This window comes from Mesorhizobium sp. M0833 (assembly GCF_040319905.1).
Classification (GTDB): Bacteria; Pseudomonadota; Alphaproteobacteria; order Rhizobiales; family Rhizobiaceae; genus Mesorhizobium.
This window is the reverse complement of the sequence record NZ_JAMYOQ010000001.1, coordinates 200,353-215,221: the sequence shown is the minus strand read 5'-3', so window position 1 is coordinate 215,221 and position 14,869 is coordinate 200,353. Positions and strand designations below refer to the sequence as shown.

Genomic DNA, 14,869 nt, shown 5'->3' with positions numbered 1-14,869 from the left:
GATCGCCAAGCTGTGATTGCGTCTGATCAAGCCGATCCAAAACCGGCACAGGGAGGAAGTTCGAGGCGTGCAGGGCTGGTTCATCGTCATCATCGCGATTGCCTATGTGACGTTGCTGTTTGCCATCGCCAGCCTGGGCGACCGGCGCTCGACTTCATCCGGCCCCGGCCGCGCCCGGCCCTTCATCTATGCGCTCAGCCTTGCCATCTACTGCACCTCCTGGACCTTCTTCGGCTCGGTCGGGCTGTCCTCCGAGCGCGGCCTCGAGTTCCTCGGCATCTATATCGGACCGGTGCTGGTGTTTGTGTTCGGCTTTCCGCTGCTGCAGCGCATTGTCAGGCTGGCCAAGACCGAGAAGATCACCTCGATCGCCGACTTTCTCGGCGCCCGCTACGGCAAGAGTTTTGCCGTCGCGGCGATCGCCACACTGATCGCGACCATCGGCGCGGTGCCCTATATGGCGCTGCAATTGAAGGCAATCTCCGGCTCGGTCAGCCTGATGGTCGAGCACTATACCGGCGCGCCGCCCTCCTTCGATCCGTTCGTCAGCGACATCTCGCTGGTCGTGGCCATGCTGCTGGCGCTGTTCGCGGTGCTGTTCGGCACGCGCCATGCCGACGCCACGGAGCACCAGGACGGGCTGGTGCTGGCTGTGGCAGTCGAAACGGTGGTCAAGCTCGCCGCTTTCCTGGCGATCGGCCTGATGGTCACGTTCCTGATCTTCGGCGGGCCGGGCGACATGTTCGACCGGCTCGCCGAAAACACGCAGGTGCGCCAGGCGATGGGCTACAACACCTCGCTCGCTACCTGGCTGGTGCTGACATGCCTGAGCGGCTTTGCCATCCTCATGTTGCCGCGCCAGTTCTACGTCACCATCGTCGAAAACCGCAGCGAGGCCGAGCTGCGCACCGCGACATGGGTGTTTCCGCTCTATCTGGTGGCGATCAACCTGTTCGTGCTGCCGATCGCGCTGGCCGGCCTGGAACTGGTCGGCACGAGAACCAGCAGCGATCTTTATGTGCTGTCGCTGCCGCTGTTCAGCGGCCACGACGTGCTGGCCATGGCCGCCTTCATCGGCGGCCTGTCGGCGGCGACCGCAATGGTGATCGTCGAAAGCGTTGCGCTGTCGATCATGATCTCCAACGATCTGGTCATTCCTCTGTTCGTGAGGCGATTGCTGCGGACAACGACCTCCGAGAACGAGGACTGGTCGACGCTCATCTTGAATGTGCGGCGGGCGGCGATCTTCATCATGCTGTTTATCGCCTTCCTCTACTACCGCGAGAGCACCAACAACGCGCGACTGTCCTCGATCGGCCTGATGTCGTTCGCCGCGATCGCGCAGTTCGCGCCGGCAATGATCGGCGGCCTGGTCTGGCGCGGCGCCAACGGCCGGGGTGCCGCACTTGGCATGGTCGCCGGCATCGTCGTCTGGAGCTATACGCTGCTGCTTCCCTCGCTCGTCGCGCCCGATACCGGCATCCTCGCCCACGGCCTGTTCGGCTTAGATGTGTTGCGGCCGCAAGCTCTGTTCGGCACCGTCGCCGAGCCGCTGAACCATGGCGTGCTGTGGAGCCTGTCGATCAACACGCTGTTTTTTGTGTTCGGCTCGCTGTCGCGGGCGTCGGTGCCACTGGAGCGCATCCAGGCGTCGATCTTCGTGCCGCGCGAGGCGGGGCCGCTGCCGAGCCTGCGCCGCTTCCGCACCACCATCACCGTCAACGACCTCAAGGACACGATTGCGCGCTATCTCGGTGTCGAACGCACCGAGCGGTCATTCCAGTCATTCGAAAAGAGCAGCGGCACTTCACTGCACGGCAACGAGCAGGCCAGCATGGATGTCATCCGTTTCTCCGAGCAGCTTCTGGCCAGCGCCGTCGGCTCGTCCTCGGCGCGGCTGATCCTGTCGTTGCTGCTGCGCCGCAACGACCGCGAATCCAAGGACGCCTTCCGCCTGCTCGACGACGCCACCGAGGCGCTGCAGCACAATCGCGACCTGCTGCAGATCGCGCTCGACCAGATGGAACAGGGCATCACTGTCTTCGACCGGGATTTTCGGTTGATCTGCTGGAACCGCCAGTACCGGGCGCTGTTCGACCTGCCCGACGAGATGGGCCAGGTCGGCGTCTCACTCGATCGTATCCTGCGCCACCTTGCCGAGCGCGGCGATATACCGGCAGATCAACGCGTTACCATGCTGAACCGCCTGACCAGCTTCGTCAGCCCCTGGCAGATGGAGCTGAAGACCAGCGGGCGCATTCTCGAATTGCGCTCCAACCCGATGCCGGACGGCGGCATCGTCGCCACCTACGCCGACATTTCCGGACGCGTCGAGCAGGATCTGGCGCTTAAGCGCGCCAACGAATCCCTGGAACAGCGGGTGAAGAGCCGCACCGCCGAGCTCACCCGCGTCAACGAGGAGCTGGCGCAGGCGCAGATGCTGGCCGAGGAGGCCAATCTCGGCAAGACCCGCTTCCTCGCTGCCGCCGGTCATGACATCTTGCAGCCGCTGAACGCCGCCCGCCTCTATTGCTCGTCGCTGATCGAGAAGACCGGCAAGGGGCCTGCCGGCAAGGCGGCGATGAACATCGAATCGTCGCTGGAATCGGTCGAGACCATCCTCGGCGCGGTGCTCGACATTTCGCGCCTCGATGCCGGCGCGATGAAGCCGGACGATACGACCTTCGGCCTCGACGGGCTGCTGCGCCAGATCGGTAACGACTTCCGGCCGCTTGCCGCCGAAAAGAAGCTCGAGCTCTCGATCATGCCGTCGTCGCTCAGCGTGATGACGGACCGCAATCTGCTGCGCCGCCTGATCCAGAACCTGGTCTCCAACGCCATCAAGTATACGCGCCGTGGCCGTATCCTGGTCGGCGTGCGGCGGCGCGGCGAACTGGCCGAGATCCAGGTGATCGACACCGGCATCGGCATTGCCGGCGACAAGCTGAACACCGTGTTTCGCGAATTCACCCGGCTGGACGAAGGCGCACGCGAGGCGGAAGGCCTTGGCCTTGGGCTCTCCATTGTCGACCGCATCGCCCGCGTCCTGCGCCTCGAAATCCGGATCTTTTCCAACCCCGGCAAGGGCACACGCTTTTCCGTGCTGCTGCCTGTGGCGGCCGTGCAGGCGCCGCGACGCGAGGCGGAGGCGAAGCCGCCTGCCCGTGCCGCGGCCTCGCTTGCCGGGCTCAATGTGCTCTGCATCGACAACGACGCCCGCATCCTCGACGGCATGCGGCTCCTGCTCGAGGGCTGGGGCTGCAGCGTCGACACGCTTTCCGGCGCGGAGGAGCTCGACAGGTCCGGCATGCATCGGCCGGACATCGTGCTTGCCGACTATCATCTCGACAACAGGACCGGCCTCGAATTGATCGCCCAGTTGCGTGCGATCCATGGCGAGGACCTGCCGGCCGTGCTGGTCACCGCCGACCGTTCCAGCGAGGTTCGCGCCGCCGCCGGCAGGCTCGACGTGCCGGTGATCAGCAAACCGCTGAAACCGGCGATGCTGCGCTCGATGATGGCCAGGGTCAGGCCGCTGGCGCCGGCGGCCGAATAGGGATCAGCCGGCCGTCTGCAGCGGGTCGCTGCCGATTTTGGACAAAAGGATGACCGCCTGGGTGCGGCTGTCGACGCCGAGCTTCTGCAGGATAGCCGAGACATGCGCTTTGATCGTCGCTTCGGAGACCCCGAGCTCATAGGCGATCTGCTTGTTGAGCAGTCCCTCAGCCAGCATGCCGAGCACTCGCGTCTGCTGTGGGGTCAGCGCCTGCAGCCGCTTGATCAGGTCGGAAATCTCGGGATCGCGCTCGACGCCCAGATCGACCCCGGCGGGTGCCGCGATATCACCTGCGAGCACCGACTGCACCGCATTGCGGATCTCCTCCATGCTGGCCGATTTGGAGATGAAGCCGGAGGCGCCGAGATCAAGCGCGCGCCGGATCGTCACCGGATCGTCATGCGCCGAGACCACCATCATCGGCACCGCCGGATGGATGCCGCGCAACGAAATCAGGCCGGAAAGACCGCTTGCCCCCGGCATCGAGAGATCGAGCAGCACCAGATCGACATCCTCATTGGCCAGGACCAGCGCCTTGGCGCTTTCGAAATCGCCAGCCTCGTGAATGGCGGCAACGTCTCCGATGCCCGCGAGTGCCTCCCTCAATGCCCCGCGAAAAAGCGGGTGATCGTCGGCAATGACGAATGTGTAGCCCAACGGTGATATCCCTCCCCGAATCCCGTTGGCGATTTTCCGCCTTGCAGGATCTGAACGATCATAACGCCATGCCTGCTGTTCGGCGTGGCCGGCTTGCTGTTCCCGCCCAGGTCTTTTTGCGAATTGCCTAGGTCTTTTGCGAATTGGGCTTGGCGCCGTCTTCGTCCTTGTCCATGTCCTTGACGATGTCCATGAAGCTACGCAGGAAGCGCTCCATGTAGCCCATCGTCTTGTTGAAATCCTCCTCGCTGGGCAAAGTCGATTCGAGACGCGCGGCAAGCGAATTTTCGAGCTTGGCGACGCGTTCGTCGAGCGCCTTCACCGAATTTTGCAGCCGGTCGACCTCATCCTGGAAGGCGGCACGTTCGTCGGCCGCCGTCTTGCAGACAAGCTGACCGGAGCGCTCCTCGCAGAGCGACATGGCGCCGGTTTGCGTATCCATGCGGACATAGCCATTGGCCGATTTTTCCAACCGGTAGCGATCGGCTTCCTCGGAAAAGGCCGACGCCGCTATAAGCGAGACCAGTGCTGCGGGGATCAAGACGTGTTTCAGACGCATGTTTTCCTCCATGAGCCATCCAGCGCAATCTATCACAGTTTGCGCCTGAAATGGGGACGAACCTGAAATGGGGAAGAACACGGGCCTGCCCTTCCCCGCATGGTCGGTTCGGACTATAGCGCAACCATGTCCGAGATCATCTACAAGATAGTTCCCGAGGCGCTTTGGCGCGAGGCCGAAAGGGAAGGCCGATTCACCGGCGCGCCGATCGACGTCGCCGACGGTTTCATTCATTTTTCCGCCGCCAGGCAGGTTCGGGAAACGGTGGCCAAACATTTCGCCGGCCAGGGCGGGTTGCTGCTGGTCGCCGTCGACGGCGCGCGCCTTGGCGATGCGCTGAAATATGAGGTCTCGCGCGGCGGCGCCTTGTTCCCGCATCTCTATGACGCGCTCGGCCTCGATGCGGTCGTTTCGGTGCGGGCATTGCCGCTCGGCGCCGACGGGCAGCATGAATTCCCGGCGCTGGAGGCCGAATGAGCGCGCTCGGCCGGATCGGCCAGAAACTGCTGTTCACGCTCGATCCGGAAACCGCGCATGGACTGTCGATCGCCGCGCTGAGATGCGGGCTGCCGGTCGCCGGTCGTCCGCCGCAGGACAACAGGCTAAAGGTCAGCCGTTGCGGACTCGATTTCCCGAACCCGCTCGGCATGGCGGCGGGTTACGACAAGAATGCCGAAGTGCCGGACGCGCTGCTCGGCCTCGGCTTCGGCTTCGCCGAGGTCGGCACGATCACGCCGCTGCCGCAGGGCGGCAATCCGAAGCCGCGCATTTTCCGGCTGCCTTCGGACGGGGCGGTGATCAATCGGCTGGGCTTCAACAATGAGGGCCACGACGCCGCGGAAAAGCGCCTTGCCGCCCGCATGGGCCGTGCCGGCATCATCGGCGTCAACATCGGCGCCAACAAGGACAGCACCGACCGCGTCAGTGACTATGAACGCGGCGTGGTCCGGTTTGCGCGATATGCCAGTTATCTGGCAATCAACATCTCCTCGCCGAACACGCCGGGCCTGCGCAACATGCAGGCACGCGAACAACTTGGCGAACTTCTGTCGCGTGTCATGGCCGCGCGTGCGGCAGCATCCGCGAAACCACCCGTCTTCCTCAAGATCGCGCCGGACCTGGTCGAGGCCGAGTTGGAGGACATCGCCGCCGAGCTCACCGAGAAGCAGATTGACGGCCTCATCGTCTCCAACACCACGATCGCGCGATCCGGCCTGCGCAGCGCCGGCCTTGCCGGCGAGGCCGGCGGGCTTTCGGGGAAACCCTTGTTCGAGCGCTCGACCATCGTGCTGGCAAGGATGCGAAAACTGCTTGGCCCGGATACCACTATCATCGGCGTCGGCGGCGTTGATTCCGCCGAGACGGCCCTGGAAAAGATCCGCGCCGGCGCCGATCTCGTGCAGCTCTATACCGGCATGATCTATGCTGGGCCCGCGCTGCCGGGGCGCATTCTTTCCGGCATGGCTCGTTTCATGAACAGTCAAGGGCTGAAGTCGCTGCGCGAGCTTCGCGACAGCCGCCTCGATCAATGGGCGGTGAAACCGCTTTAGCGATTAGTTAAAGGCGGTGCGCACCCGCAGCCGCAATATGGCGAGCAGGCTGAAGCCGCGTACCAGCAGGAAGACATGCAACGCCGCCCACAAGCCGTGATTGCCGAAGGCCGGCACCAGAATCAGCAGGGCGGCGCTGAACGACAGGAACGACACCAGCATCATGTTGCGCATGTCGCGCGACCATGTTGCGCCGATGAAGACACCGTCCATCTCGAAAGCCAGCACGCCGCTGAGCGCGGTGAACGCCGCCCATGGCAAGTAGATGTCGGCAATGGCGCGGACGTCCGTCGAGGTCGTGATCAGGGCGACGAGATCGGTGCCCTCCAGCAGGAAGAAGAGCGTCGCCGCGCCCGCCAGACCGAGCCCCCAAAGCAGCGTCAGCCGCACCGCCTGGTTAAAGGCGGTGGCGGCGCGCGCTCCAATGGCGCGGCCGGCGAGCTGCTCGGCGGCAGTGGCGAAACCGTCGAGGAAATAGCCGGCAACCAGGAAGAGGTTCATCAGCACGGCGTTGGCGGCCAGCGTCAGCGTGCCGAACTGCGCGCCTTGGCGCGTGAACAGCGCAAAGGCGGCGAGCAGCGAAAAGGAGCGGATCATGATATCGCGATTGAGCGACATCATGCGCAGGAATGCCGGCAAGTCGAGGACGCGGTGGCGCGGCAGCGTGGGCGCTGCCCAAAAGCGCCGGCCGACAATGGCGAGACCAAGCAGCATGGCGACGAATTCGCCGGTGACCGTTGCCCAGGCAACGCCGGCAACGCCCCAGCCGAGCTCCAGCCCAAGCAGGAAGCAGAGAGCGATATTGATGCCGTTCAGTATCAATTGCAGCATCAGGCCGAGCCCGCCCTCGCCGCGCCCAAGCACGTAGCCAAGGACGGCGTAATTGATCAGCGAGAACGGTGCTGCGAGCATCCTGATGCGGATATAGACGTCCATCGCCGCGCTGACGCGCGGTTCGGCGCCGATGAACCATTGCCCGGCGGCGGAAACCAGCGGGGCAAGCGCGGCAAGCACGACACCGGCGACGACCGCGATCAGCACGGCGCGCCAGAACACCGCCTGCTCCTCCAGCGCATCGCCGCGCCCGCAGGCCTGGGCGACGAGGCCGGTGGTGCCGGAGCGCAGGAAATTGAAGGTGGTGAAAACGACGTCGAAGATCAGGGCGCCGGCCGCCAGGCCGCCGAGAAGGGCGGCGTCGCCGAACTGCCCAACCACCGCCGTGTCGACGATTCCGAGCAACGGCGTCGTCAGATAGGCAAGCGTCATCGGCACGGCGATGGCGAGCACCGAGCGGTTGGTGACGACGAAGGCCCTGGCTTCGGTGGCGTGGGCTTCGGTGGGTAAAGCCTGCTCCAAACGCGTGTTGCTTCCTGTTGCGGCTTGATCGGCTGGCCGATGTGCCCCAATTTGCGGACCTCGCGCAACCATCCACCCCGCTATGGTCAACCGAAACCGCCTCTGGCGCACCGCCCGTTCCATGCCCTTACAGATCGTTCATCATCCCGACTACGACGCCGGCTTCGCCGTCAACCACCGCTTCCCGATGAGCAAATATCCGCTGCTGATGGATGCCTTGCGGGCGCGCGGCCTGGCGCAGCCCGAAGCGCTCAACATGCCGGAGGCGGCGCGGCCATCATGGCTGAAGCTTGCCCACGCGGCAGACTATGTCGACCAGGTGCTTGCCTGCGAAGTGCCGGTGAGGATCGAGCGCGAGATCGGTTTCCCCATTGGACAGCGGGTTTCGCTGAGGGCGCAGCTCGCAACGGCCGGCACGGTGCTGGCAGCGCGGCTGGCCTTGCTGAACGGCATCGCCTGCAACACCGCCGGCGGGAGCCATCATGCGCGGCGCGCGCAAGGCGCCGGCTTCTGCACCTTCAATGACGTAGCCGTTGCCGCGCTGGTGCTGCTCGCCGAAGCTGCTGCCCAAAACATCCTGGTCGTCGACCTCGACGTGCATCAGGGCGACGGCACGGCCGACATCCTGGGCGACGAGCCGCGCGTGTTCACCTTCTCCATGCATGGCGACCGCAACTACCCCGCGCGCAAGATCGCCTCCGATCTGGACATCGCCCTGCCCGACGGCGCCGGCGATGCAGCCTATCTGGAGCGGCTGAACGCCATCCTGCCGGAGCTGTCGGCGCGAAGGCGCTGGGATCTCGTCTTCTACAATGCCGGCGTCGATATCCATGTCGAGGACCGGCTCGGCAGGTTGTCGCTCACGGATAACGGGCTGCGCGCCCGTGACGATATGGTGATCCGCCATTTCCGCACGCTTGATATCCCGGTGTGCGGGGTCATCGGCGGCGGCTATTCGGCGGATGTCGCAGCACTCGCCGCACGCCACGCCATCCTGTTCGAGGTGGCTGCGGAATACGCCTGAAATTCACTTCCTGAAATTGGCGATCCTGAGCAGGATGAAGGCCGGCACGACGATCACAGCACCGAGCAGGATGTAGCCGAGGAAACGGTCGATGGCGTGGAAGCCCAAATTCCACAGGTCGATGAAGAAGTTGCGGATGCCGTAAAGCACGTCCATCGGCGACCAGCCGAAGGCATTCATGACCAGGCCGACGAGGAACGACACCACAAGCAGCTTCAGGATCACCCGGAGCGGCGTATCGCCGAGAAAGCGGTTCAGTGCGGACAAGGCCTGTCTCCACAGTCGGGTGCCGCGATTCGGGCACATGCCCAGAAATACGCAGTTGACAGCCCTGCATCAAGCCGAGCCCTCAAACCGGATTGCGCATCGGCGCCGGGCCATGATATCGGAGGAACCAGCGCGGGTATGATGTAATGGTAGCTTGTCAGCTTCCCAAGCTGAACGCGCGGGTTCGATTCCCGCTACCCGCTCCAGCTTTTGCCCCAGTGCATTGCACTTGTTTTGGCCAGTTGAAAACCAGCGGACTTACAGCCAGTTTTTTGCAACCCGGCTGGCCGCCTTTCATCTGTTTGGCCGATGTACCGGTTCCTGGAATATTTCACATTGAGGGTCGGCGGGGCCTCGAATGACCCCAACCGGAATGTCTACCCTTTGCCCGCTGGCTTCTGCTGGCGGGCTTTTTTGAGCATCCTCGGTATTGCCAACGTGCACCGGCGCCGCTCGGGGCCACGGAATGCGCCCCGCTATTCGCTCCAAGCCTCAGCCCACCTCTCGCAAAATGAAATCGTGCAGCATCTTGGCTGCCGGCGACAGCGCGCGGTTCTTCACCGTGATCAGGCTGTAGGGTCTGACCTCGATGTCGAACTCGGTCTGGACAACATCGATGGCGCCGGCCAGGCCTTCCGGGTTCTGGATGAACTTCGCGACCTGGATCGAAACCGGTGCGATGGCGTCGGATTGCGCGACCATGACCAGAGTCAATAGCAGCGAGCTGGTATTGAGGATGCGGTCCGGCAGCGCGATGTTTCGGTTCAGAAAGTTACTCTCCATCGCCTGGCGCAGCGGCGAGCCGCCCGACTGGAAAACCCAGTCATAGGCGGCGGTGTCTTCCAGCCGCACCACCTTGCCCTTGGTCAGCGGGTGGCCGCGGCGCACGATCAGGCAGGCCTTCTCGACGCCGATGACGCGGGCTTCGAACAGCCGCGGATTGAGGTCGTCGGGGATGCGGGCGATGATGAAATCGTGGCGCGAGGCGATCAGCTCGCGCGCCAACACGTTCGAGGTCTCGACCTGCATGGTGATTTCGATGCGCGGATAGAGGCGCCGGATCTCGCGGATCGCCGGTACCGCCAGCTCGATCGCCGGTGCTGTTACCGCCCCCAGGAACACCGAGCCGCCCTTGCCCGCCTTGAGCTCGAAAATCTCACGGTCGACCTCGCGCATCTCGAGCAGGATCGATCGCGCGCGCCGTGCCAACGCCTTGCCATAGGGCGTCAGCGTGATGCCGCGCGGCAGCCTTTCGCAGAGCTTGACATCGAGCACGGCCTCCATCTCGGCGATCATGCGCGAGGCCGCCGGCTGCGAGATGTTCATGACCTGGGCCGCGGCGCTCACCCGGCCGTGCTCGTCGAGGGCTGCGATCATGCGCATGTGACGCAGGCTCAAGCCGCTGCGCAGCAAGGTTCCGCCATCGCCCGGGATTTCATCGTAACCGGCTGATATTCCGCCAGGATTTCGCAGCGCCGCCATGATTTTTCCCTACTCGCACGCCCGGCGCCCCGGCAAAATCCGGCAGCGTCCTCACTAGCCTAAGCCATATCAGTCTCGATATAGCAACCATCAAAGATCGCATTTGACAGTTATGGCAAAGCGACACACCCTCCGCGCGTCCTGAGACTTGACGATCAGTGACGAGAGAGAACTCGTATCGATTGAAACCAGAGTTTCGGGGCGATTGGGAGGATACCGGAGATCGATTGACGGCAGCGGCGCCTTTGGCGCTCCTGCACGATTGCGCGGCCCACGAAACCCAAGGGTACGCGTCCATCAACCAGGGAGAGTTAATGTGAAGATTATCAAGACACTGGCCGCCGTCGCGGCCCTAGGCATCGCGGCCATGACGCTGCCGGCGCAGGCGGGCGAAGGCCTGATCGGCGTGCTGATGCCCACCAAGACCTCGCAGCGCTGGATCAACGACGGCGACGCCGTCAAGTCCCAGCTCGAGGCTTTGGGCTACACTGTCGACCTGCAATATGCGCAGGACGACATTCCGAACCAGCTCAGCCAGTTGGAAAACGAAATCACCAAGGGCCCGAAGGCGCTGATCATCGCTTCGATCGACGGCACCACGATGGGCGATGCGCTGCAGAAGGCCAATGACGCCGGCGTTGTCGTCGTCGCTTACGACCGCCTGATCAAGAAGACGCCAAATGTCGACTACTACACCACCTTCGACAATTTCGGCGTCGGCGTCATCCAAGCCAAATCGCTGCTCAAGGGCCTCGGTTATCCCGAGAAGAAGGGACCGTTCAACATCGAGCTGTTCGGCGGTTCGCCGGACGACAACAACGCGTTCTTCTTCTATAACGGCGCCATGTCGGTTCTTCAGCCGCTGATCGACGACAAGACCCTCGTCGTGAAGTCCGGCCAGATGGGCATGGACAAGGTCGGCACGCTGCGCTGGCTGGCGGCAACCGCCCAGGCCCGCATGGACAATCTGCTCTCCGCCAACTACTCGGACGGCAGCCGCGTCGATGGCGTGCTCTCGCCCTATGACGGCCTGTCGCGCGGCATCATCGCTTCGCTGCGCGCCGTAGGCTACGGCACCGCCGATCAGCCATGGCCGATCGTCACCGGACAGGACGCCGAGACCGCCTCGGTCAAGGCGATCATCGCCGGCGAACAGTATTCGACCGTGTTCAAGGACACCCGCGAACTCGCCAAGGCGACGGTCGAACTCGTCGATAAGGTGCTCTCTGGCGGCAAGCCGGAAGGCCTCGACACCACGACCTACAACAACGACGTCAAGGTTGTTCCCTCGATCCTGTTGACGCCGCATGACGTCGACAAGTCGAACTACCAGGCGCTGGTGGTCGACTCCGGCTACATCAAGGCTGAAGAACTGAAGTAATCGCGGTTACAAAGCCTGGGGTCCTGCGCAGGCAGGGCCCCTTTTCGTTGGCGAGCCAGCCCGGTATTGTTTGCGGACCTCGCAGGAGTGGTATTCTCAATGGCATCGACGATTTTGGAGATGCGCGACATCACCAAGACGTTTCCCGGCGTCAAGGCGCTGTCGAACGTCAAGCTCATGGTCGAGGAAGGCGAGATCCATGCCGTGGTCGGCGAGAACGGCGCCGGCAAGTCGACGCTGATGAAGGTGCTGTCGGGCGTGTATCCGTCCGGCACTTATGACGGCCAGATCATCTATCGCGGCGACGAGTGCCATTTCAAAGGTATCCACGACAGCGAGCGCAAGGGCATCGTCATCATCCACCAGGAGCTTGCGCTGGTGCCGATGCTGTCGATCGCCGAAAACATCTTTCTCGGCAACGAGCACGCCAGATACGGCGTCATCGACTGGAACGCGAACGAGGCGCGCACCAGCGCCCTGCTCAAGAAGGTCGGCCTCAAGGAAGACCCCAACACGCTGATCACTAATATCGGCGTCGGCAAGCAGCAGCTGGTCGAGATCGCCAAGGCGCTCAGCAAGGAAGTGAAGCTGCTCATTCTCGACGAGCCGACGGCGAGCCTGTCCGAAAAGGACAGCCAGGCGCTGCTCGATCTGCTGCTCGAATTCAAGCGGCAGGGCATCACTTCTATCCTGATCTCGCACAAGCTCAACGAGGTGAACCGGGTCGCCGACAAAGTCACCATCATCCGTGACGGCCGGACCATCGAGACGCTGGCCAAGAAGGACATCTCGGAGGACCGCATCATCACCTCGATGGTCGGCCGTTCGCTCGACGACCGCTATCCGCCGCGCGAGCCGAACATCGGCGAGACCGTTCTCGAAGTGAAAAACTGGTCGGTCTACCACCCCATCCATGGCGAGCGGCAGGTCATCAAGGGCATCAACCTCAACGCCCGCAAGGGCGAAGTGGTCGGCATTGCCGGGCTCATGGGCGCCGGCCGGACCGAGTTTGCCATGAGCCTGTTCGGCCGGTCCTACGGCCGCCGCATAACGGGCGAGGTGTTCCTAAACGGCAAGCCGATCGACGTCTCTTCGGTGAGCAAGGCGGTGGAACACGGCATCGCCTACGTTACCGAGGACCGCAAGACCTACGGTCTCAACCTGATCGACCACATCAAGCACAACATCACGCTGGCCAACCTGCCCGGCGTGTCGCGCCACGGCGTGATCGACGATTTGCGCGAGCTTTCGGTCGCCAACGATTATCGCGGCAGGACCAACATCCGCGCCTCGAGCGTCTACCAGATGACCGGCAACCTTTCTGGCGGCAATCAGCAGAAGGTGGTGCTGTCGAAATGGCTGTTCGCCAATCCGGAAGTGCTGATCCTCGACGAGCCGACACGTGGTATCGACGTCGGCGCCAAATATGAAATCTATACGATCATCGCGCGTCTCGCCTCCGAGGGTAAGGCAATCATCGTCATCTCGTCGGAAATGCCCGAACTGCTCGGCATCACCGACCGCATCTACGTCATGAACGAAGGACGCATCGTCGGCGAAATGGCGGCAAGCGACGCCAGCCAGGAAAAGATAATGCGCGCCATCGTCCGCGGAGAAGGAAAAGCATCATGAGCACCGAAAGCGCTCCCGGGCCGCAGACCGGCGTTGCCCAGGATCTACAACAGGGACCTCGCATTGCCGTCTCGGCGCTGGTCACCAATCTGCGCGAATACGGGTTGGTCCTGGCGTTGATCGCAATCATGGTGTTCTTCCAGTTCACCACGTCCGGAACGCTGTTCAAGCCGGTGAACCTCAGCAATCTCGTGCAGCAGAACAGCTTCATCATCGTGATGGCGCTGGGCATGCTTCTGGTGATCGTTTCGGGTCACATCGATCTCAGCGTCGGCTCCGTCGCCGGCTTCATCGGCGCACTGGCGGCGATGATGATGGTCATCTGGCCGCTTGGCCCATTGAGCAATCCGCTGGTGGTGTCGATCATCTGCCTGATCGTCGGTGGTGCGATCGGCGCGGCACAAGGCTACTGGATTGCCTATCACCGAATACCGAGCTTTATCGTCACGCTGGCGGGCATGCTGATCTTCCGCGGCATCTGCCAGGCGCTGCTCGGTGGCGGGTCTTCCGTGGGGCCGCTTCCAGTCGGCTTCAAGGCGCTCAGTTCCGGCTTCATTCCGGACCTGATCGGCCCATTGACACTGATACCGCCAACCGTGAACGCCGCCGGCAAAACCATTGTCGGCAGCGGCCTCACGCTGCACCTGACGACGATCGTGATCGGCCTCGTCGCCGTGCTCGCCTATGCCTATTTCGGGCTCAGGGCACGGCGCACCCGCGAGAAGCATGGCTACGAAGCCGAGCCCTTCTCGCTGTTCGTCGTCAAGACCCTGGTGATCAGCGCGCTGGCGCTGTTTCTCGTTTACCAATTCGCCACCTATAGGGGCCTCCCCATCGTTCTCACGGTGATGGGTGTGCTGATCGCGTTGTTCGTCTTCGTTACCAAACGCATGACGATCGGCCGCCGCATCTATGCGATGGGCGGCAATGCCAAGGCAGCCCAGCTATCGGGCATCAAGACCGAACGGCTGACGTTGATGGTGTTCATCAATATGGGCGTGCTGTCGGCACTCGGCGGCCTGATTATCGCAGCGCGCCTGGGGCAGGCTGTGCCGGCGGCCGGCCTCGGCAGCGAGCTCGACGTCATCGCCGCGGTGTTCATCGGTGGCGCTTCGGCGATGGGCGGCGTCGGCCAGGTCATCGGCGCGGTGGTCGGCGGCTTCATCATGGGCGTCATGAACAACGGCATGTCGATCATGGGCGTCAATGTCGACTGGCAGCAGGTGGTCAAAGGCCTGGTGCTGCTCGGCGCCGTCGTCTTCGACGTCTACAACAAGAACAAGGCTTGAGAGGCAACCAGGAGGCATACGGGTCACATCGCGGCGCTGCCGGGCGGCGCAAAGAAGTCCCTCGAGGGACCTGATCCGCGAGCGCAATCCGGACGAAGAATTTCAATCGAGGCGCG

Annotated in this window: 12 protein-coding genes and 1 tRNA gene; 8 read left to right on the top strand and 5 right to left on the bottom strand. The window is 63.3% G+C overall.

Going from position 1 to position 14,869, the window contains the following annotated elements:
• The first annotated feature begins 67 nt into the window (after window positions 1-67).
• Complete coding sequence (locus tag NKH98_RS00980) at window positions 68-3,556, top strand: PAS domain-containing hybrid sensor histidine kinase/response regulator (RefSeq protein ID WP_352895972.1); 3,489 nt, start codon at window positions 68-70, stop codon at window positions 3,554-3,556.
• A gap of 3 nt (window positions 3,557-3,559) precedes the next feature.
• Here the strand turns inward: NKH98_RS00980 and NKH98_RS00975 are convergent, their stop codons facing one another.
• Together NKH98_RS00975 and NKH98_RS00970 are read right to left on the bottom strand one after the other, a co-directional pair.
• Complete coding sequence (locus NKH98_RS00975; RefSeq protein ID WP_473556440.1) at window positions 3,560-4,222, bottom strand: response regulator; 663 nt, start codon at window positions 4,220-4,222, stop codon at window positions 3,560-3,562.
• A 118-nt stretch (window positions 4,223-4,340) separates the two neighbouring features.
• Window positions 4,341-4,772 (bottom strand): hypothetical protein, encoded by a 432-nt coding sequence (locus NKH98_RS00970; protein ID WP_352644304.1) that lies wholly within the window; start codon window positions 4,770-4,772, stop codon window positions 4,341-4,343.
• A gap of 126 nt (window positions 4,773-4,898) precedes the next feature.
• Here NKH98_RS00970 and NKH98_RS00965 point away from each other — a divergent pair, with 126 nt between their 5' ends.
• Both NKH98_RS00965 and NKH98_RS00960 read left to right on the top strand, forming a co-directional pair.
• The gene (locus NKH98_RS00965) at window positions 4,899-5,249 is read left to right on the top strand and encodes a DUF952 domain-containing protein (RefSeq protein WP_352895969.1); all 351 of its coding nucleotides are present in this window, start codon (window positions 4,899-4,901) and stop codon (window positions 5,247-5,249) included.
• Window positions 5,246-6,322 (top strand): quinone-dependent dihydroorotate dehydrogenase, encoded by a 1,077-nt coding sequence (locus tag NKH98_RS00960; RefSeq protein ID WP_352895966.1) that lies wholly within the window; start codon window positions 5,246-5,248, stop codon window positions 6,320-6,322. Before NKH98_RS00965 ends, NKH98_RS00960 begins: the two co-directional genes overlap by 4 nt.
• Window positions 6,323-6,325: 3 nt before the next feature.
• On the opposite strand, the gene NKH98_RS00955 is transcribed toward NKH98_RS00960, so the two are convergent.
• A complete protein-coding gene (locus tag NKH98_RS00955) occupies window positions 6,326-7,750 on the bottom strand; it encodes an MATE family efflux transporter (RefSeq protein ID WP_352896319.1) in 1,425 nt (474 codons plus the stop codon).
• Between the two features lie 49 nt (window positions 7,751-7,799).
• On the opposite strand from NKH98_RS00955, the gene NKH98_RS00950 reads away from it, so the two are divergent.
• On the top strand, window positions 7,800-8,702 hold the full coding sequence (locus tag NKH98_RS00950) for a histone deacetylase family protein (RefSeq protein WP_352805366.1): 903 nt from the start codon (window positions 7,800-7,802) through the stop codon (window positions 8,700-8,702).
• A 3-nt stretch (window positions 8,703-8,705) separates the two neighbouring features.
• On the opposite strand, the gene NKH98_RS00945 is transcribed toward NKH98_RS00950, so the two are convergent.
• Complete coding sequence (locus NKH98_RS00945; RefSeq protein ID WP_352895964.1) at window positions 8,706-9,008, bottom strand: DUF6460 domain-containing protein; 303 nt, start codon at window positions 9,006-9,008, stop codon at window positions 8,706-8,708.
• Window positions 9,009-9,101: 93 nt separating this feature from the next.
• Between NKH98_RS00945 and NKH98_RS00940 the strand changes: the two genes are divergently transcribed.
• A tRNA-Gly gene (locus NKH98_RS00940) sits at window positions 9,102-9,175 on the top strand.
• Between the two features lie 286 nt (window positions 9,176-9,461).
• Here the strand turns inward: NKH98_RS00940 and NKH98_RS00935 are convergent.
• Window positions 9,462-10,451, bottom strand: coding sequence for a LysR family transcriptional regulator (locus tag NKH98_RS00935; RefSeq protein WP_352475919.1), 990 nt, complete (start codon window positions 10,449-10,451; stop codon window positions 9,462-9,464).
• A gap of 316 nt (window positions 10,452-10,767) precedes the next feature.
• On the opposite strand from NKH98_RS00935, the gene chvE reads away from it, so the two are divergent.
• The 3 genes from chvE (at window position 10,768) to mmsB (ending at window position 14,753) form a co-directional block, all read left to right on the top strand.
• Window positions 10,768-11,832, top strand: a complete 1,065-nt coding sequence (gene chvE, locus NKH98_RS00930; RefSeq protein ID WP_254816339.1) for a multiple monosaccharide ABC transporter substrate-binding protein — start codon at window positions 10,768-10,770, stop codon at window positions 11,830-11,832.
• A 99-nt stretch (window positions 11,833-11,931) separates the two neighbouring features.
• The gene (mmsA, locus tag NKH98_RS00925) at window positions 11,932-13,464 is read left to right on the top strand and encodes a multiple monosaccharide ABC transporter ATP-binding protein (RefSeq protein WP_352895961.1); all 1,533 of its coding nucleotides are present in this window, start codon (window positions 11,932-11,934) and stop codon (window positions 13,462-13,464) included.
• Window positions 13,461-14,753 (top strand): multiple monosaccharide ABC transporter permease, encoded by a 1,293-nt coding sequence (gene mmsB, locus NKH98_RS00920; protein ID WP_352805373.1) that lies wholly within the window; start codon window positions 13,461-13,463, stop codon window positions 14,751-14,753. Before mmsA ends, mmsB begins: the two co-directional genes overlap by 4 nt.
• Window positions 14,754-14,869 lie beyond the last annotated feature (116 nt).

What these genes read in the sequence shown, in the direction of transcription:
- NKH98_RS00935 (WP_352475919.1), bottom strand. Translation starts at nt 10,451, where the DNA reads ATGGCGGCGCTGCGAAATCCTGGCGGAATATCAGCCGGTTACGATGAA.
- mmsB (WP_352805373.1), top strand. Translation starts at nt 13,461, where the DNA reads ATGAGCACCGAAAGCGCTCCCGGGCCGCAGACCGGCGTTGCCCAGGAT.
- NKH98_RS00955 (WP_352896319.1), bottom strand. Translation starts at nt 7,750, where the DNA reads ATGGTTGCGCGAGGTCCGCAAATTGGGGCACATCGGCCAGCCGATCAA.
- NKH98_RS00960 (WP_352895966.1), top strand. Translation starts at nt 5,246, where the DNA reads ATGAGCGCGCTCGGCCGGATCGGCCAGAAACTGCTGTTCACGCTCGAT.
- mmsA (WP_352895961.1), top strand. Translation starts at nt 11,932, where the DNA reads ATGGCATCGACGATTTTGGAGATGCGCGACATCACCAAGACGTTTCCC.
- NKH98_RS00970 (WP_352644304.1), bottom strand. Translation starts at nt 4,772, where the DNA reads ATGCGTCTGAAACACGTCTTGATCCCCGCAGCACTGGTCTCGCTTATA.
- NKH98_RS00950 (WP_352805366.1), top strand. Translation starts at nt 7,800, where the DNA reads ATGCCCTTACAGATCGTTCATCATCCCGACTACGACGCCGGCTTCGCC.
- NKH98_RS00945 (WP_352895964.1), bottom strand. Translation starts at nt 9,008, where the DNA reads ATGTGCCCGAATCGCGGCACCCGACTGTGGAGACAGGCCTTGTCCGCA.
- NKH98_RS00965 (WP_352895969.1), top strand. Translation starts at nt 4,899, where the DNA reads ATGTCCGAGATCATCTACAAGATAGTTCCCGAGGCGCTTTGGCGCGAG.